The following is an 18,344-nucleotide window of genomic DNA, read 5'->3' on the forward strand; positions in this document are numbered from 1 at the left end:
ATTTTTTGGTTGACGGGTTTTGCATATTTGCAAGAAAAATTGTAGATAAATGTTTGCGCTAAAAAATGCTTTAGCGTGGGGCTAGAAGCGAATTCATCAGATGTGGATTGCCATTAAACAACGCGATACTATCACTCGTAAGTCGCACTTCTAGCTCTGTAATGCTACTAGATTCTATGGAAGAATCATATCTATCAGTAAGGTAGATAAACCGCTGATTGCTAGAGCCTACGAGATTGCGTGAGCTACTTTTTTGCTCTTGTATATATCGCCCATCGATTAGCACATCTAAGTAGGATAGTAGCTCTGCTCGCTCTTTTATATGAGAGTTTAGGATTTCTTTGTGTGTAAAACCACTAAAACAAATGATAGAAAGCCCCATTTGGCGTATTCCTTTGGCTAGCTTTGATAAACCTTTTGCTTGCAAAAACGGCTCTCCACCTAGAAAGGTTACTCCCTCAATATTGTGTGCTTTTTTTGATTGTGCGATTAGCTCTAGTAGTTTTTGTGTTGGCATAAGATTGCGCGGGATAAAGGGCTGTAAGGCTAGATTGCAGCAGTTTGGGCAGGCTAGATTGCAGCCTTGCACCCATATACAAAATCTCTTGCCTATGCCCTCTGCTTTTGTGCAAGGAATGAAGCGAGCGATATTTAGCAAATTTACTCCTTAATGTGATTAAATCTAGACAAGCTAAATCTATGCTTTATACAAATTCTATTTTTAGTCCCTCATCGCTACTACGCGAAATCTTTAGCACTTTGTTTGCATACTCATCACTTTCAAAAATCGCATTTGAAATAGGGTCGATGAGAGAATCTACCGCCGCGTTTAAAATCCCTCTCCCACCACTACTAGAGCCACCCTGCTTCAAAAAATCATCAATCATTGGATTTAGTGCGGAGTCTTGCAAATCTAGCGAGGTGATTTTATACTTGCTTTGTAGAAGTGCTTCTAGATTTGATAGTTTGGATTGTATGATTTCACGCAAAATGTCTTTATTGTCGATGTGATTAAAGGCAGTGATATTGTTGCCAATGCGGTTTAGCAATTCTGGGCGATTGAGCTTATCCCTAAAGTGCTCTTGCACAGCTTGTATAAACTCTTTTTCGCTTTTAGCCGTGCTTGCACCGATATTTGAGGTAAAAATAATCACAGATTCCGTGAAGCTAACTGTCTCTCCTCTGCCATCGGTAAGTCGCCCATCCTCTAAAATCTGCAAAAATTTATCTAAGATTCTTGGGTGTGCTTTTTCGATTTCATCAAATAGTAGCACGCAAAATGGACGCTTCTTTAGGGCGTTTGTAAGCTGTCCACCCTCCTCATAGCCTACATATCCGGGTGGAGCACCTACTAGCCTTTGGTCGCTGTGTTCGTGATTATACTCACTCATATCAAAACGGATACACAAATCCTCATCGCCAAATAATGCTTGTGCTAATGCTTTTGCTAATTCTGTTTTGCCAACTCCTGTGGGTCCTACAAAAAATAGTGCGCCTTTTGGTGTTTTTCTAGCACTTGAGTGCTGAATCCCAGATAGTCCCGTATATGCGCGAAGCACCATTTGAACGACTTTATCTACCGCGCTATCTTGTCCTTTTACACGCTTTTTTAGTGTGGTTTTTAGCTCACGCACTGTGGATTTGTTTAGCGATTCCCACGGGCTAGTTTTTGTGCCATATTTGTAGCGATAGATTAGGTCTTTGTGATTTATGTGCTCACCTTGTAGCGTGCAATATGCTAGCAAATCACGCAAATGCAAAATATCCCTAATGCTAAGCCCCTCCAAATGGTCGATAAACTCCTCTTGTGCCGTAGAATCTTGTAGCAATTCTTGGCTAAAGTCAAAAGTAGTCATATTGATAAATGTTTCTCTTGTAGCTCTATCTGGCATAGGGATAGCAATATCCCTAATAGAAGCATTGTTTTGCGATAGAATCAGAGGGATATGCGCTAGATTTTGCACGATTAGAATGATTAGTGGCTGTGGTCTGCCTCTATCGCTAGATTCTGCAAAGTGTGATTGGCTCACACACTCACGCAAAAACATCAAAGTCTTTTTGTCATTGCTATCAAGCTGCGTGGCATTTGGCATAGCAAATGAAGCATAGTTTGCAATAAATGCCACTCTTTTTTGCTCTGCCTCATCGCTTTCATCTGCTTGCCTAAATGCGGAGCGAATCATCGCAAAAAATTCTGTTGTATCCGTTTTTTGTGCTTCTTTTTGGCTAGATTCATCATCAAAATCAATTGGCACACCGCTACTTGGCTCTTTGTGCAAAGATGATATTTTTGTATTATCTGCGCCATTTAGCCTATCCCAAAAGCATAGCTGTGTATATCCCACTTCGCGCAAAATCTCTTCAAGTCGCTTCTGCAAAAGGACAAAATCCTCTACGATTGGCGAGTAGAAATAATCCTCTACATTGCCGTGCAAAATCAGCATTTTGTTGGCAAAAATTTGTGTGCGCAAAAACGCCACCCATTCGCCCTCTTTGTTTTGCTTATCTAAACTTACGCTAGCCATTGTGTCCTCCTGTATTGGTATGTGTGGGTGCTGGGATTGGTTTTGCGCTTTTTTTGATTCTATCGGGATTGCCCTCTATTAGCTTTATATGGCTTGTGTCGATGCTGTATATGGATTTTAGGATTTCTAGTACCTTAGAGCTTCCCTCAAAGCAAGAATCCCCCTCATATCCCTTAAACTCATAGCGCACACCCAAATCATTGATAGCAAAGCTCGCTCTCTCGCCACTGAAGTTTTTCCCCTCAATTATAAAGGTATTTTGCTCTGGCTCAAACCTAGCTTTTGAATCTAGCCCTATGCTATCAAGTGCTTTTTTGATAGATTTTAGATTGTCATATCTTTGCTCCTCGTTTTGGATATGGCTCATAAACTCTTCGCCAATGCCAAATATTTTATCTCTTAGCTCGCTAAAATTTGCGCTAGTCATATCTCGCTCTTTGATTGCTTGGCGCATAGATTGTATGCTTACGCTTAGATTTTTAGCTAAGCAGTCTTTGACTTCTTTGATAGTGAAGTCCTCTCTAAATGTGTTATCTCGCAGTGTCTCTAGAGCGTCTAGTTGCTCATTTAGCAAGCGATTCTCTGTGGCAAAAGCTTCTTCTTCTTTTGCAATGAGGGCTTGACTTTGAGATAAAATCTGTCGTTGTCTTTCTTGCAGTCGCAAAGCTGTATTTAGATTTTGCTTTGCTTGGCTGTGTATGTTGTTGATTTTTTGCGTTTGCTCTGCTGCATATTTCTCTACATACCACGAGCCACCATAGATGTCTTCTTGTAATTGTGGCAGGGCAGAATCCAAATCAGCACCTTGCTTTAGCGTTTCTAGCTCATTTTGCAATGTGTCAAATTCACATTGCAAATGCTCATGCACGCTAGTCTTTTTCTCTAGTATGACTAATATGCGGCGGATTTTATCTCTCATACCTATGATTTGCTTTGATTTTATGCGGTGATTATCTAGCTGTGCTTGTGTGATATGGCTCATTTCTTTTTCCTTTTCTTTTGGGATTGATTGACTTGAGAGTCATTGATACCTGCGTAGAGTTTTTCTAGTTGCCCTCCATTTGCAACATTTGCCATTGTGCCATTTGCCCTTGCGCATAGATTGTTATCACTGCTCCTAATCCACACCTTTTTTACAAGCGATTCTCTCAAAGGGTCGCTTAAAAAATCTTTTGCGATTTCTATGAGGCTATCATCTGTGCCAACCCCATCGTAGTCAAAATCATCATATTTATCAAAGCTAGATTTGGCCAAAAAGCGATTGACTTCGCGCACTTTTTGCGCTCTTTCATCATCGCCATTTTTTAGCCCATCTAGCTCTTTTAGGACAGATTTTGGGACTATGTTATACAAATCACGCATTTTGGATTCTAGGGATTTACTAAAGTCAATAAGTGCGCTTGTATCCCATATAGCGATAGTTTTGGCATTATATTTTTTGAAGTAATCAATATGCTCAAAAATACCCGCGCTAAATTCGCGCAGATTTTCTAAAATCTCTTTGGTGTGGTTTATATCGCATTCTTTTTGTAGCTTGTCGTGCACTTCGCTCAATCCTTGTAGCAGCTTAAGCTTGTCGCTTGGGTGGATTGCACTTGCTAATTGAGTGTGTAAATCAATGATTTTATACGCATTGTGCGAGGTAAAGCTAGCAAACTCATTTGTGTTATCTATACTTTGATTTGTTGCTAGTTTGTCAAATTCTCTAAATAGCTCTTGGGATAGGGTGCGATTGCTTAGGGCAATGTCTTGAGTGCTTTTATCAAGTAGCTTGTATTGACTAGCTCGCCTTATATCAGCTAGATTTTGTTTTGGCATATTTTTGATAAATACAGGTTTAATCCACTCATATATTGTCTCTAGTGAATCATCTTTTAGCGTGGCTAGCAAAGTATCGCTTAGAGTGCCTTTTGTAAGTGGGGGATTTTGGCAGTATTTCTCAAATAATTGCTTTGCTTCCTCGCTTCTGCCTTGTGATTTGTGAGTGGCGATAGCGTGCAATCTATCGATATACTCTCGCCCCTCCAAGCACTTGCCAAATAAAAACATTTTTAGATTTTTATTTGCGGGGATATTTTGTTCAAAATAGCGCGTGATGAAGCGCATAATAGGGGATTTTTGTAGTTTGTTTATCTCTGTTTGTATATCGTGTAGCTCTACTTGCTCTTTATCGTGCTCTCTATTATCGTGCGTTTGGAGTGCGATAGAGAGTGGTTTGGGGTTTGGCTTTGCACCAAGTCCGTGTAGTGCTATGTAGCACTTAAGAGAATCAATAATCTCACTAAAATCACGATATTTTTTATACTCGTTTTGTAGGTAGGATATGACTTGCTTTTTTACGCTAGTGATTTTTGAAGAGTCGTTTTTTGCTTCAATTATGGGGATTTGTAGCGTTTTGGTGCGCTGTTTTGACATTTTTAGCTTGGCATTGTAGAGCGTATAAAGTGAGTCTTTATCAATCCACTGCCCACATTCTAGCTCGAAATCATTAGGAATGACTATTTCATTATACTCCTCCTGCCCATCTGCTTTTTGTGTGGATTTGCCCAAATCATTCTCAAGCAAAATGAAAAGTGCGTCTTTATTGTTGTGATTTTGGCGTATCGCTTCTATCGCATTTGCCCTGCCTATACATAGATTATCGCTTATTTGATACTCAAAGCTATATGTGGCATTATTTTGTGGGCTAGATTGGGTTTGGTGCAAATCGGCAAAGTTCTTACCACCTGCTTGCGTGCTGATAAATACCTCATCTAGTAGTTTTTGAATCACGCTTGTATCACTTAGTCCATTTAGATAGTCTGCAAACTTTTTACTTGGAGAAGCAAACTCAATCACGCGCTCGCTCATATCGATACGAATATCAAGTGTTGTATCTTTGCTAAGCCGCTCTTTCTCAATACCCTCAACCTTTAGATTGAAGTGTTTTTCTAAGCCATTGGCGATAAAGTCTTTAAGCTCATCTATTTTTGGGATAAAATCTTTTTTAAGCTCATTTGGACTACTTGCTTTGTCGGATTTGCGCATAGAAAATACATCATCAGCGAAGCAATCATAATAGATTGTTTTAGATTCTTTCTCTCTATCGCCTAGTATGTATCCACGGTCATAAAAATCACGCATTTCCTTGCTAATGCGTATATCCTTTAGTGGCGATTGCATAATAGACTTTTGCTCGCTAGAATCCGTGCTAGAAATAATATCCCTTGTGGTTAGATTTTCTTGTATCATTGAGTATAGTAGCGATTTTGGCAAGTGAAATGAAAAATCACGCGGGATAGATTCTATCATTTCCTCTAAGCTATAATCCCCCCGCTTTTCCTTATAGTGCATAATCATACTTAGCACAAAAAACTCTATGTCATTCATTAGACGCTCTTGCTTGGAGTAAGAATAGCTTGTCTCTAGCTCAAGGTAGGGTGTGGCGATGATAAATCGCTTATAAAAAGTGCTCATTGTTACCCTTTGTGTGGTTTATCTGTGCTTGTGTAATCACTAGATTTGTAATGAATAATGTCTTTTAGCTTTTTATTTACTACGAAGCATTTTTGTGATTGGCGCATTGTTTGGTAGCATAGTTTTGCTTCCTTATCGCCAAATGATAGTTGAACTCTATCAAATGCTTCATTGCACGCTATGACTATGAGTAGTTGCCTTGCACGAGAAAAAGCCACATTTACACGGCGATAGTCTTTGATGAAGCGATTGTGGCTAATACCTTTATCCGTGCGGACAAGGGATACGATGATGACATCTTTTTCTTTGCCCTGAAAGTCATCGACTGTGGATATGTCTATGTCTAAATCTTTAGAATAGTCTTTATCCTTGCGGATATTTCTAAGCTCTCCTACTTGCGCACCATAAAAGCTAATCACTCCTATTTCTTTGCGCTTACTTTGGGCGAGATTGTGCTTAGTTTTGTGCGCTTTATACACGATAGCCATATCTTTGATGATTTTTCTTATGACTTTTGCTTCTTGCATATTGCGCTTAGAGGTGCTGTGCTCTGGAGCGTCTTCACAGCTAGTGCTACTATCTATCCATAGTATATGTCTATGCCCTATACCATATAGCTCCCCAAACTCGTGCGCTCTGCTCTCATCTGGATTTGGCAGTCCGCATTGTAGTCGCTTGTCATTATAAAAGTGGTTTATAAACTCCATAATGTGTGGATGCATACGAAACTGTGTAGTCAGTCTCGACTTGGCACTATCGGGGAAAATCTCAAAAAACTGCGTGAATTTAGAATACTCAATTAGATTTTTGTATCTCTCAAACATTTCATCTGAAATATTAAGCATTTCTGTTATCTCTTCTTTTTGTATGCCCTCTTTAAATATCGGTGGGAGCTGGTGCTGGTCGCCCACTAGGATAAGCCTTTTTGCCCTCTGCATTGGTAGTAGCATTTCAATAGCATTCATCTTGCTTACCTCATCGACAATTACGACATCAAATATGATTGGTGTTTCTTTCTCATCTTGCATTATGGAGAGTTTTTTTGGGTTGATATTGCAAGTAGCAGCATAGACATTTGCGCAAATCTTTATGCCCTCCATTACATTGGCATATCTAGTGGAGTTTTCACTACTTTTTGCACTCTGCTTTGATTGTAGTAAGTCATTTGCGATTTTTTCTAGCTCTTGCTCGCTTATGTTTTTGTCGTTTTTTTTGGCAATATCACGCAAAATCTTTTTTAGCTCTTTTTCATTGGTAGTGGCATTTGTGGCAAATCCTTTTTGCATTTGCCTTAGCTCTTCTATGTCTAGTCCAAGTTTTTGGACTATCGTTTGGGGTATTGTTTGGAATGCGGATTCTTTGCTAGGCATTGCTAGAGAATCTAGCTTTTGATAGATAGCTAGCTTTTCTTGCAGGTGCTTGATATGTGCTTTTAGTTCACTATGCGTGATTTGAATCGTGCCTTGTGAGTGGGTATTTTTGCCAAAATCTAGCTTCTTTGCAATCTCTTCTAGGGTGGATTGTATAGAGTCTTTGCGCTTGGATAGGGAATCTCGCTTTTGTGTCTGCTCGCTGATTTTTTCTTGGATTTTATCTTGTAGCTTTTGTGCTTGCTCTTTCGTGTTGATTGTGTTGGCATTTATGTGGTTTTTGAATTGCTTGATTATGTTGGGTGGAGTATCGCCTATGCAGCTTTGCATTAGCGTGTGAATCTCTTTGTTTCGCGCTTCTTCGCCTTTTTCCCATAGAGTTTGCCACTGCTGATTTGGCTTATTTGGCTCATCGCTACTTGCATACTTGCCAAGAAAGCTATGAGTGCCTTGCTCGCACAAAAACTTATGGAATCTCTCGCACTGCTCCTTTAGCACAGATTTTGGAATGCTCCGCAAGATAGAGAGATTGGCACTATCCAAATCTTTGCAGACGGTATCTATGTATGCAAAAAAGCTAGATTGTATAACTGTGTCTTGCTCTTGTCTTGCACTTGTGATACTAGATTCTAGCTTGTGCAAGTCTTTATCTATCTGTATAAATTCACTGTATGTGCTTATATACTTATCAATGTCCTTGCCATAAGTGTCGATAAACTCACGGATTTTGCCACGATATTGGTATATAAAGTAGTCTATCACTTGAGAATCATTGGCAAATAGCTTGTCTTGGATTTTGTCCTCACTACCGATACGCGTGGGGAAAATCCTCTCATCTTTTGGCAATCGCTCTAAGACATTATCTACTGCGAGATTTGACTGCGAGGTTAGCCAAATCTTTTTGCCTTGTGCGGTGTATTGGGCTATTAGCTCGGCTATGACGGTGGTTTTGCCCGTGCCGGGTGGTCCTTGGATTAGGTAGATGGGAGTAGGGCTAGATAGGGCTTTGGATATGGTTTCTTTTTGGTCGGGGGTTAGAGATTTGTTAAAATAATTTATAGAGTTGATATTGTGGGGGGGGGGGAGGCAAAACTTCGCTTTGTTTTTTGAGCAGGGTCTATTATCGCTTGGCTTGTGCTTGTCGCCATTTCTTTAAGAAAATAAGTCTCTGGATTAAAAAATATGTCATTTAGTGGTAAGTCTTTGGAGTGATTGTCGCAGTTTTTTACCCACCTGTCGATTTGGATTTTATCTCGTATGATATTTGTGCTTATTAGGACTTCTTCTAAGTTTTGTGCGTCTTTGTCTCTGATACTCTTAGAAGCACGCACGGTAAGAGAAGCTGATAGCACATCTGTGTAGTTTTCATCTTGCTGAAAACCACTTATATCAAGCACATCAAAAGCTCTAAGTTTTCTCTCTTGCTTCTCTAAGTCATCTTGGCTATATAGCACATATTCGCCACCCTTGCCTTTTTTGGATTTTTTTATTTGACTAGCACAGTAGTTGGCATTAGCTTTGCTATCTTTGTCGTTTGAGACATATATTTTGTAGCGATATGCCAAGATAGGCTTGATAGCTGATTTGGTAGCACCTTTGCTTGCAGATTTGCCATTTGGTGGATTTTCATTGATACTTTCTGCTTCATCTTCGTATTCTATATCATCACTCTCTACTTCGTATTTGACTTTGTCCTCATACTCTACCTCTGCTTGTGGGATTCCTCTTTTTTGTGCTTGCTTTTGGACTATGTTGTAGAGATTTGCACGCACGAAGTTTTCTAAGTAGTCTTTGTAGATAGCAAACTCCCTCTCATAGGGGTAGCTTAAGGCTTGCTTTATCTCATCATCATCTAGGATAAAAGGCTCTTCATTTTCACTAAAATCCCCATAGAAAAAGCTCGCTTCAATCTCTATATGTGGCACAGAGTCTAAGTCATCGATTTGTAAGCCATTTGGCAGAGTTGCATTTATGGCATTTATAGCGTCCTGCGTGTCGTGGTAAATATTGTCATTTACCCAAAACCACCTATCATTTTGCTCACTACTTCGCTTAGGCTTATTTGCAGAGCACTGTATGAACTCATCTTTTTCGTTTTTAAAAAGATATGTGTTTGTATCAACTTTGTAAAGTGTGTAGTTGAGGTAATAATCATCTCCAAAAGATTCTATCACTTCATCTTCATCGCCAAGAAATGGTGTCTTTTGAGAATCAGAAAACGCTAATGAAATGGTAAATTCTGTGGATTGTGGCAAGGCAGACTCCTTGTGATTTGATATGGTGTTTAGACAATTTATTTTTGGTGTAGCTTTGTGGTAGTGTAGAAGTATTTTACAAAAGTAGATAAAACCTTGACTTTTATTTTGCTAGAAAGTTTTGCTTAAGTGAGTGAAAATCTTGCGTAGAAAATATCGCAGGGCTTGAAGTCCCAAAATCACGCAGCTATCAGCAGTGCAAGACTTTGGGACATATCATCTACTATGCAAAATCTAGAGCTAGACTTTGCTAAGGGCGCAAAAACGCCCAAAACAAAGCTAGAATCTAGCTAGCAGCTATAAGTAGTGATAAATTCAAATGGGTGTGGGCGTCCCTCCCAAGGCCAGATTTCGGTTTCAAACTTATATTGCTTGTAAGTTTGGATAAAGTCCTCGCTAAAGACTTCGCCTTTCTTTAGATACTCTTTGTCTTGGAGCATTTCTTCTATGGCGTGGCGAAGTGTGTGTGGAAGCTGCTTTATGCCTTTTGCACGGATTTCATCAAGCGTTAGCTCAAAGAGATTCATCTCCATTGGTTTGCCCGGGTCGATTTTGTTTGTGATTCCATCTAGTCCTGCCATAAGCAGTGCGGCAAACGCTAGGTAAGGATTGCTCGAGCTATCGGGGAATCGAAACTCCATTCGCTTTGCTTTCTCGCCACTATTGTATGGTATGCGGATACTTGCGCTACGATTTTGCGCAGAATAAGTAAGGATACTAGGGGCTTCAAATCCCGGGATAAGCCTTTTATACGAGTTTGTGCTAGCGTTGGTAAAGGCTGCTAGAGGGCGAGCGTGCTTTAGCACACCACCTAAGAAGTGCAGTGCCATATCGCTAAGCCCCTCATAAGCATTCCCTGCAAAAAGATTTTTGCCACCTTTCCAGATGCTAATGTGTGTGTGCATACCGCTTCCGTTGTCGTTATACAGCGGCTTTGGCATAAATGTCGCGGTTTTGCCATTTAGGTGGGCTACCATTTTTACGACATATTTAAACTTTTGGATATTATCCGCCGCTTCTACAAGAGTGCCAAACTTCACGCCGATTTCGCCTTGTCCTTGAGCGACTTCGTGGTGGAGGACAAAAGTCTCTAGCCCCACTTGGTTTAGCACTTTTACCATTTCAGCACGCAAATCCATCATCGTATCCACAGGTGGCACGGGGAAGTAGCCACCTTTTGTGCCCGGGCGGTGTCCTATATTTACGCCATCAAACTCTTTGTCGCGATTCCACTCGCCCTCTTCGGTGTCGATTTCATAGTATTGGCAGTTTACCGCGCTTTTCATTTTGATAGAATCAAAGACAAAAAATTCATTCTCTGGTCCGAAATACGCGACATCGCCTACACCACTAGAGCGCAGATATTCGCTCGCTCTTTTTGCGATAGAGCGGGGGCATTTCTCATAGGGCTCGTTTTTATAAATATCCCAAATATCACAAAATACTACTGCTGTGGTATCTGCGGTAAATGGGTCGATGAAGTATCGCACAGGGTCAGGGATAAGAATCATATCGGATTTGTTGATAGGCTGCCACGCAGGAAGTGAGCTACCATCAAATGGAATCCCTGCAAAGCTGTCCTCATTCACAGCATTTGCAGAAAATCCAAGATGATGCCACACGCCTTTTATATCAGTGAAGCGAAAATCGATGAATTCTACCTCGTTTTCTTTGCAAAACGCAAAAAACTCCGCAACCGCCTTTTTGTCAATGGCTTTTTTGCTCATTAGTTCTCCTTTTGGATTTGTTGGCAAGGGCGTAAGAAGTGGAAGTCTAAAAAAGGGGGTTGCTTTGCTAAGAGGAGAGAATCTGCATCGTGGCTCAAGTGTAAAGCTTACAAAACTAAAGCTTAAGAAACATCGATAAGAAGTAGCATTATGCAATCCCTTATTAGGCTTTACTTCTAGTAGCACAATGCAAGCGAATTTTAGCATTTTTTGATTATTTTTGAGAGAGATTTTGGGGGATTTTTGTGCGGATTTGTGTAGATTTGGAGTAGATTTTGCCAAGTGGATTTGGTAAGGTAAAGGGATTTTATACTTTTGTGATTTTGTGTGGGTTGGCAATGTACTTTTGTAATTGCTTAGTATCTTTTAGATTTTTACAAGCCTTTGTAAGTTTTTTCATCTCGTTTTGTGATTTTTACTATTTCTATGATTTGAAATTCGTCATTTTCTACAATGCCTATAATACGATAATCGCCAAGTCTCCACCGATATAGATTATTACCAAAACCTTTTAAATGCTTTGAGTTTGGTAGGGCGCAAGGATTTTTGGTGGTTACTAAAGTGTTTTTAAAAAATAATCAATTTTATCAAAATCGTGCGGTGCTGATTTTTCGAGTTTAGTTAAAAATTTATCTGCTTTTTTGGACAACCTAATCTCATAACTCATCAGCATAATCCTTATAGACTAGGTTTTCTACTTCTTTAGCTAAGGATTCTTGCTCTTTCTTTGTGCGTAGCATTTCCCTTTGTCTTGCGATTTTGTAGGATTTGGATTCTATGTATGGCACAGATTTTTGATTATCTGTGCTTTCTTTTATTTTGGATTTTAGAAAAAAGGCTAGTTCTTGCACATCTTTTAATTTAGCTTGAGATTCTTGGCGAATCTTTTGCTCTTTTTTTTCTACACTCATTAGCGCGTTCGTTAGCTGTTTTTTGCTCATATTTTCATATTTTGCATAATCTATCATTGTCGCTCCTTTTGTATCTTAGCTTGGCAAAATTGTATCATATTTTACACAAACTCGCTTATTTTGCGCACGCCTAGAATGCACTCAAAATCTTTGTGGCAAGAGTTTTTGTGGGTAGAATCTTTGCAAATATCCTTGATAGAATCGCTATGAGAGTTTTTGGCAAAATCGCTAATAGAATCTTTGTGAGAACATTTGATAGAAGCATTAGATGCGTTTTTGGCGTAGTCTTTTTTGGCAAATATGTCTTCTATGGAGATGTCTGGCTTTTTTAGGCTTAAGTCTATTTTTGTGATAGTGGGATAGGAGGTTTTTAGCGAGGAGATAATCTCATCTAGGGCGTTTTCTAGCAAGCCGTATTTGCGCTGCTTTAGCATAGTAGCGATATGTTCTACTATCTCTACATAGTCCAAATACTCACTTAAGCACTTTTGTCCTGCCAAGTCCGCGAAATCCCTCAATCCGCTATGAGAGCTTTCGTCCAAATCTTTTTTCGCGCTCTCACTTTTGTCTTTCCTATCATTTTGCCTCTCATCACTTCTGCTCTCATAGTGTATGCTTGCATTTATTAGCACCCTTTGTGGTGTCTCTCTCTCGCTAGGTAGCACCCCTATGATAGCCTCTATACAGAGATTTTCTATGAGAATCTCATAGCCCATACCAAACCCCAATCACACAAAATCTATCAAAACCTATCAAAAACACAAATCTAGCATAAAGTCTAAACAAGCTATAAAACCTTGCTTTCTTGTCCCTTAAATAGTCGCATAATGTTTGGGATATGTGTGTAGAGAATGATTAGCCCGATAAGCACGATTGGCGTGTGGCTGTTTATCTGGGCGGTGATGTCTATGCTAGGAGGCAATGGCAAAAGATAAGGAATCACAAAGGTAAGCACTACACCACTTAGCACGCCTGTGAGTGAGGAGAGCGAAGAGACTTTGAAAACCTTGCCAACCACTGCCCACACCACAAGTCCCAATGCCCCCTCAATAGGCATAAGCAAAATCACCGAGCCAATCGCGGTAGAAACCCCCTTGCCCCCGTGAAATCCCAAATACGGACTATAACAATGCCCAAGCACAGCCAAAATCGCCATAAACCACTGCGCACCATAAGGCAATCCCACAGCTTTAGCAAGTGCTATGATGACCGTGCCTTTTATCGCATCAAGTATGAGAGTGGCGATAGAGATTAGCTTCGCTCTTTTGGGGTCGTGCTCTTTTAGCGCGCGATAGACATTTGTAGCACCGATACTGCCCGAGCCTATTTTTCGCAAATCGATTCCATAAAGCACTTTGGTAAGCATAACGCCAAATGGTATCCCACCCACAAAAAACGCAAGCAGATAAAACCACAGATTGATATAGTTGGTAAAAAACTCCATTTTTGCTCCTTACTTTGCCCTTTTGTCAAATCCTTAAACAACTAGATTTTGAAAACGACAGATTTAGAATCTAGCATTTTTCAAACCTACTTCTTGCGGATTTTATTTATTTGATTTTGTGTTTTTGCGCACGAGCGCACACGAATTTGTGCGCAAATTCTAGTGTTGAATTTTAAAAAGCAAAAATACTAGCACAAAAAGGATAATTTAGAATAATCTCATTTTTTGATAAATTTTGATATGTTTGGGATAATGCTTTTTGGCAATGTTTTTATTTGGATTTTTGTTTTTTGCCCTACAAATCACACGCCAAATCATAAGCGCGACTAGCCACTTCAAATCTACACAAATCCACTACTATAAAAGCAAATCTCGCTTAAAAGTGCCTACTATAATGATATATTTCACTTTTTCTAATTAAATTTCGCATAGATTTTATGCAAATTGACAATTTCTAAATGATTTTGTTACCAAACATTGTATTAAATTTCTCATTTATATGCCAAGTTTGAAAATCTAAAGTCGTTTAGATTTTGCTATGGTTTTGTTGCGCGTTGCAAATGCGTTATAAACTCGTAGCAAACAACTGCATATAAAACATCTAAGGAGTAAGGAGAGTAGATGCGCTATAAAATTCTCATTGCTGCGATAATCTTTGTGGGCGGATTTATAGTGGGAAATGGCGCGTATAGCCTCTATAATGCGGATACTCTAAGCTATCTCTCAAGCGATTCTAGCGCGTGCAACAACTGCCATGTGATGAATGAAGTCTATGCTGATTATCACAAGGCATCTCACCACGAGCTAAATTGTATAGAGTGCCACTTGCCTCATTCTTTTGTGCGCAAATGGGCTGCCAAAGCCCAAACAGGCTTAGGGCACGCTTATCATTTCACTTTTGATAAGTCATTGCCACAGCACTTTAGCGCAAATAGCGATACAAAGAAATGGGCGCAAGAGAATTGTATCCGTTGCCACGGCGACTACGCACACAATGCCATAAACCCAACGCTAAATCCAAATAGCACAAAAGACGCGCTAAATTGTGTTTCTTGCCACAGCAGTGTGGGGCATTTGCGCTAGCTAGTCTAGGCGAAATAAATCACCAACCAAACACCAAAAGGAGTAGAAAATGAACAACAACAAAAAATTGTGGGGAATCCTAGCAATAGGTTTGATAGTAGGCTTTGTAGTGGCTTATATCAGCGCAGACATAGGAGAGAAAAAAGGCGAGCAAATCGCGCTAGCTAGCGCAAATATGGCAGGAATCAGCGATGATGACCCTAGATTTACCACTTGGGGCAAGGCTTTCCCAGAGCATTTGGACTCTTATCTAAAGGGCGCGAACTATGAGCCTGTGCCAACGAAATTCGGCGGAAATCTATCATACAACAAACTTGATAGATTCCCTCAACTTGTGAGAATGTGGGCAGGGTATCCATTTTCGGTGGATTTTAATGAAGAGCGACATCATTTCTATATCCAATCTGACCAAATGAAAACCGCTAGAAACAACAAAGACTTGCTAAATTCTGCGGGGCTAAAGGCGTTTGGCGGGCAACCAACTGCGTGTATGAACTGCCACAGCGGATGGACAAAATGGCTTATTGATAATGTGGCGGGCGGGGATTTTGTGAAGTTTAATAGCGCGAAGTATTGGACAATGATAAAAAATGTCCCAACAATGGATAATCAAGCACCCGATAGCAAAGAGCACACAGGGCTTCACGGAGGCACACGAATGGGGCTTACTTGTGCGGACTGCCACTCTCCAAACGATATGAGTTTGCGACTTACTCGCCCAGCCCTCATAGAAGCACTTGTGGATAGAGGCTACGAAAAAGACTCAAAACAAGGCATAAAAGCATCTCGCCAAGAAATGAGAACCCTTGTATGTGCGCAATGCCATGTAGAATACTACTTCAAATCCACAGGCTCAAAAGTCGCCACTATGGGTGAATCTATCGCTAGCAATCCAAATGCAAAATGGCTTGATGGCTCACAAAAGACTTATGAGCAGATTGATTATTGGCGTGATGGCAACAAGCCAACAGAAGTAACCGTAGATGGACTTACACTTGCATTCCCTTGGAGCGAGTGGAAAAAAGGCGAGCCATTTAGAATCGAAATGCTTGATGACTACTATGACAAAGTGCGCGAGAAATTCCCGCAGGATTGGGTGCATAAAGAAACAAAAGCTCCTATGATAAAAATCCAACACCCAGAGACAGAATTTGCAAGTGGTGGTATCCACGCTCAAAATGGCGTATCTTGTGCGGACTGCCATATGCCTTATACACGAGGTGGAGCAAAAAAAATCACAAGCCACGAATTTACCTCTCCGCTTAGAGATGTCAATGCTGCGTGCAAATCCTGCCACGCACAGCCTGAAGAGTATCTAAAAGCCCAAGTATATAGCATACAAACTTCTATCGCTTCTATGCAGAGAAGTGCAGAATACGCCATAGTAAGCCTTATCGAGGATATAAAAAATGTCCGCGCCGCTATGGGCAATCTAGCAAAATACCAAACTGATGGCAAAGCTGATGACAAAAAAATCTCTGCCGCGCTAAAAGAAGTGCTTGAATTGCATAGAAAATCTCAAATGAGAGCAGACTTTGTCAATGCGGAAAACTCCACAGGATTCCACAATCCTACTGAAGCAGCTCGCATAATGGGGCAATCTATCGCTATGGCAAAAGAGGGACAAGGACTACTTGTAGTGCTAGCTCAAAAAGATGGCATAACTATCACTCCTTCCAATCTAGGATTTAAAGAAATCCAAAAATACGCACCGGGACTATTGCGCTACCCAGCTGATATGGACGGACACAAAAAAGGCGACATCTACTATGATGAGCACGATGAAAAAGATGTAAACCGCGCACCTGCTAAGGATTTGCTAGAGCTTGATGAAAATCTAGCTCCCTACAACTACAAAAAAATCATCAAGCCTCTCACAAGCGCGAAATAAGGCTAGCTAAGTTAGATTGAGGAGGGTTTAAGAAAAAAAAGGGGGGGGGGAGAGCGAAGTGTATTTTTTTTTTGGTAATTTTCGCTCCTATGTGGAAGTGGGAAGAAGAAGTGGAGAAAAAAGATATGACAAATATAAGGAGGGGATTTGTCCTATCTAGGTGTTTTTGTCATAGATTTGCCTTTAGCTTCAGCAAAGACTCTGTTTTTTAAGCATTTTGCTAAATGCCTTATTTGGATTCTCTTTATTTGTGGACTTTCTTGCAAAATCTTTAATCATCTTTGCCTATTTTTCACTCATTTTCCGCGTTCATTTCCACTCATTTTTTTACGCTTATATCCCTACTCATTTTGAACTCATCACCCCCTCACTTTTTGGCTTGCTTTTGTGCTGTTTTTGTTTATTTATTTGGCTTATCTTGTGGATTATCAGGGTCATAGATTTTATTTGTTTTGCTAGGGCGGATTTGGTTATCTAGCTTGCGCATATCAAATGGCTTGCCACCATTACTAAGGGTTAGAATCTGCTTTTTGAAGTCATAGCTATTGTTTGCTTCATTGTAAGTGCCACCTGTGATTTTAGCGATATTTTTTAGAAATTCTAGATTCGGACTTAGTGCAAAAGCGTGGATTTTGACTAGATTATCTGCGTTTTGTGGCGAGTTTTTGACAATGCTTGCGTTAATGCTTTTGGTTAGATTTAGCATTGTTTGTGTGTTGCGCGTATCATCTGGGCTTCCTGCTACGATGAGATAGACTTCCTTTTTTAGTCCATTATCTTTGGTAAAGTTTTTTATGGAGCGGATTATTGCAGCATTTGTAAGCACGACAGTAGACTTGATAGCTTGCACGCTATTTACCGTGTTTGCAAACTCTTGGACATCATAAAAAGTGCCCAAATTCTCCGTGCCTCTATTTGAGAAAATCACAAGCGAAATCTTCGCAAACTGCTTCTCCCTATCTCCTAAAATATGCTTTGCTACAAAGGGAGCGATTTCCTTAAACGCTTCTATGTAGCCTTTCATTGAGGCATTGACATTAAGCGCGATTGCGACTTCTTTTGTGGGATTTTTGCTAAGGTAGATATTAAAATCGCCATTGCGAAAGTTGCTAATCTTAAAGCTCTGCTTCTCACAAATTGCCTTGATTTCTAGTGTGCCATTATCCAAAGTGCCGTTTGTAAGCGTGTAAGATATGCGTCTATCCGCGCTTAGGTAAAGATTTGCATTAGAAGTGTTATCAAAGATTCCGCCATATAGCACACTGCCATTAAAAGCGATAGTGCGAGTTTTAGCGTCTGTATATTTTGTGCTATCTATGGTGCTTTGGTTGCTTGCATTTATCGCACTTTTGGGTAAGGCACTTCGTGGGGTAATCTGTGCTCCACCACTGCAATCTACGCCATAAATAAGCGCGTGAAGCTCTTTATCTATGTAGGACTCATTGATTGCTTCATCATTGATATTTTCTACACTCTCCACGCCACTTACGCTACCTGCACCACCTCCACTCTCTGCACCATTTGCACTCTTTACACCGCCTGTGTCCTGCGCGTAAAGTAGTGTGAAGCTAGCGCATATCAGCGAGACTATGCCCACTCTCACTAGCGCACTTAGTTTCCCTAGCTTAGCTTGCCCATATCGCTTCATTTTCGCCTCCTTAAAGAATGCCATTTTGCTTGCA

General features: G+C 40.3%; 14 protein-coding genes. 3 read left to right on the forward strand and 11 right to left on the reverse strand.

Annotation, left to right across the window (positions count from 1 at the left end; translation table 11 throughout):
* Nucleotides 1-70: 70 nt before the first annotated feature.
* Genes HMPREF2086_RS10115 through HMPREF2086_RS10140 form a run of 6 tightly spaced genes read right to left on the reverse strand, consistent with a single transcriptional unit; the run spans nt 71 to nt 9,606 of the window.
* Nucleotides 71-658: a 4Fe-4S single cluster domain-containing protein gene (locus HMPREF2086_RS10115; protein ID WP_023928759.1), complete on the reverse strand. Its 588-nt coding sequence runs from the start codon at nt 656-658 to the stop codon at nt 71-73.
* Nucleotides 659-704: 46 nt separating this feature from the next.
* Nucleotides 705-2,525, reverse strand: coding sequence for an AAA family ATPase (locus HMPREF2086_RS10120; RefSeq protein WP_023928760.1), 1,821 nt, complete (start codon nt 2,523-2,525; stop codon nt 705-707).
* Nucleotides 2,518-3,507 (reverse strand): hypothetical protein, encoded by a 990-nt coding sequence (locus tag HMPREF2086_RS10125; protein ID WP_023928761.1) that lies wholly within the window; start codon nt 3,505-3,507, stop codon nt 2,518-2,520. Before HMPREF2086_RS10125 ends, HMPREF2086_RS10120 begins: the two co-directional genes overlap by 8 nt.
* Nucleotides 3,504-5,981, reverse strand: coding sequence for a PIN domain-containing protein (locus tag HMPREF2086_RS10130; protein ID WP_023928762.1), 2,478 nt, complete (start codon nt 5,979-5,981; stop codon nt 3,504-3,506). Before HMPREF2086_RS10130 ends, HMPREF2086_RS10125 begins: the two co-directional genes overlap by 4 nt.
* 2 nt (nt 5,982-5,983) lie before the next feature.
* On the reverse strand, nt 5,984-8,419 hold the full coding sequence (locus HMPREF2086_RS10135; RefSeq protein WP_325063605.1) for an AAA domain-containing protein: 2,436 nt from the start codon (nt 8,417-8,419) through the stop codon (nt 5,984-5,986).
* Complete coding sequence (locus tag HMPREF2086_RS10140) at nt 8,407-9,606, reverse strand: hypothetical protein (RefSeq protein WP_023928764.1); 1,200 nt, start codon at nt 9,604-9,606, stop codon at nt 8,407-8,409. Before HMPREF2086_RS10140 ends, HMPREF2086_RS10135 begins: the two co-directional genes overlap by 13 nt.
* A gap of 165 nt (nt 9,607-9,771) precedes the next feature.
* On the opposite strand from HMPREF2086_RS10140, the gene HMPREF2086_RS12420 reads away from it, so the two are divergent.
* The gene (locus tag HMPREF2086_RS12420; protein ID WP_267902099.1) at nt 9,772-9,900 is read left to right on the forward strand and encodes a hypothetical protein; all 129 of its coding nucleotides are present in this window, start codon (nt 9,772-9,774) and stop codon (nt 9,898-9,900) included.
* Here HMPREF2086_RS12420 and glnA read toward each other — a convergent pair.
* From glnA to plsY, 4 genes are all read right to left on the reverse strand, one after another.
* A complete protein-coding gene (glnA, locus tag HMPREF2086_RS10145) occupies nt 9,897-11,333 on the reverse strand; it encodes a type I glutamate--ammonia ligase (protein WP_023928765.1) in 1,437 nt (478 codons plus the stop codon). The two genes, HMPREF2086_RS12420 and glnA, sit on opposite strands and share 4 nt — an antisense overlap.
* A 656-nt stretch (nt 11,334-11,989) precedes the next feature.
* A complete protein-coding gene (locus HMPREF2086_RS10150; RefSeq protein ID WP_023928767.1) occupies nt 11,990-12,301 on the reverse strand; it encodes a hypothetical protein in 312 nt (103 codons plus the stop codon).
* Between the two features lie 44 nt (nt 12,302-12,345).
* Entirely contained in the window at nt 12,346-12,960 is a 615-nt protein-coding gene (locus HMPREF2086_RS11075; RefSeq protein ID WP_023928769.1) for a dihydroneopterin aldolase, read from the reverse strand.
* A gap of 71 nt (nt 12,961-13,031) precedes the next feature.
* Complete coding sequence (plsY, locus tag HMPREF2086_RS10165) at nt 13,032-13,688, reverse strand: glycerol-3-phosphate 1-O-acyltransferase PlsY (RefSeq protein ID WP_023928770.1); 657 nt, start codon at nt 13,686-13,688, stop codon at nt 13,032-13,034.
* Between the two features lie 621 nt (nt 13,689-14,309).
* Here plsY and nrfH point away from each other — a divergent pair.
* Nucleotides 14,310-14,771, forward strand: a complete 462-nt coding sequence (nrfH, locus tag HMPREF2086_RS10170; RefSeq protein WP_023928772.1) for a cytochrome c nitrite reductase small subunit — start codon at nt 14,310-14,312, stop codon at nt 14,769-14,771.
* 49 nt (nt 14,772-14,820) lie between these two features.
* Nucleotides 14,821-16,662: an ammonia-forming cytochrome c nitrite reductase subunit c552 gene (locus HMPREF2086_RS10175; RefSeq protein WP_023928773.1), complete on the forward strand. Its 1,842-nt coding sequence runs from the start codon at nt 14,821-14,823 to the stop codon at nt 16,660-16,662.
* A 400-nt stretch (nt 16,663-17,062) separates the two neighbouring features.
* On the opposite strand, the gene HMPREF2086_RS10180 is transcribed toward HMPREF2086_RS10175, so the two are convergent.
* On the reverse strand, nt 17,063-18,310 hold the full coding sequence (locus HMPREF2086_RS10180; protein WP_023928774.1) for a vWA domain-containing protein: 1,248 nt from the start codon (nt 18,308-18,310) through the stop codon (nt 17,063-17,065).
* Between the last annotated feature and the right edge of the window lie 34 nt (nt 18,311-18,344).

The organism is Helicobacter macacae MIT 99-5501 (assembly GCF_000507845.1).
Lineage (GTDB): Bacteria > Campylobacterota > Campylobacteria > Campylobacterales > Helicobacteraceae > Helicobacter_B > Helicobacter_B macacae.

Coding starts and splice junctions, on each gene's coding strand:
- glnA (WP_023928765.1), bottom strand. CDS start 11,333: ATGAGCAAAAAAGCCATTGACAAAAAGGCGGTTGCGGAGTTTTTTGCG.
- HMPREF2086_RS11075 (WP_023928769.1), bottom strand. CDS start 12,960: ATGGGCTATGAGATTCTCATAGAAAATCTCTGTATAGAGGCTATCATA.
- HMPREF2086_RS10180 (WP_023928774.1), bottom strand. CDS start 18,310: ATGAAGCGATATGGGCAAGCTAAGCTAGGGAAACTAAGTGCGCTAGTG.
- HMPREF2086_RS10120 (WP_023928760.1), bottom strand. CDS start 2,525: ATGGCTAGCGTAAGTTTAGATAAGCAAAACAAAGAGGGCGAATGGGTG.
- HMPREF2086_RS10130 (WP_023928762.1), bottom strand. CDS start 5,981: ATGAGCACTTTTTATAAGCGATTTATCATCGCCACACCCTACCTTGAG.
- HMPREF2086_RS10175 (WP_023928773.1), top strand. CDS start 14,821: ATGAACAACAACAAAAAATTGTGGGGAATCCTAGCAATAGGTTTGATA.
- HMPREF2086_RS10125 (WP_023928761.1), bottom strand. CDS start 3,507: ATGAGCCATATCACACAAGCACAGCTAGATAATCACCGCATAAAATCA.
- nrfH (WP_023928772.1), top strand. CDS start 14,310: ATGCGCTATAAAATTCTCATTGCTGCGATAATCTTTGTGGGCGGATTT.
- HMPREF2086_RS10150 (WP_023928767.1), bottom strand. CDS start 12,301: ATGATAGATTATGCAAAATATGAAAATATGAGCAAAAAACAGCTAACG.
- plsY (WP_023928770.1), bottom strand. CDS start 13,688: ATGGAGTTTTTTACCAACTATATCAATCTGTGGTTTTATCTGCTTGCG.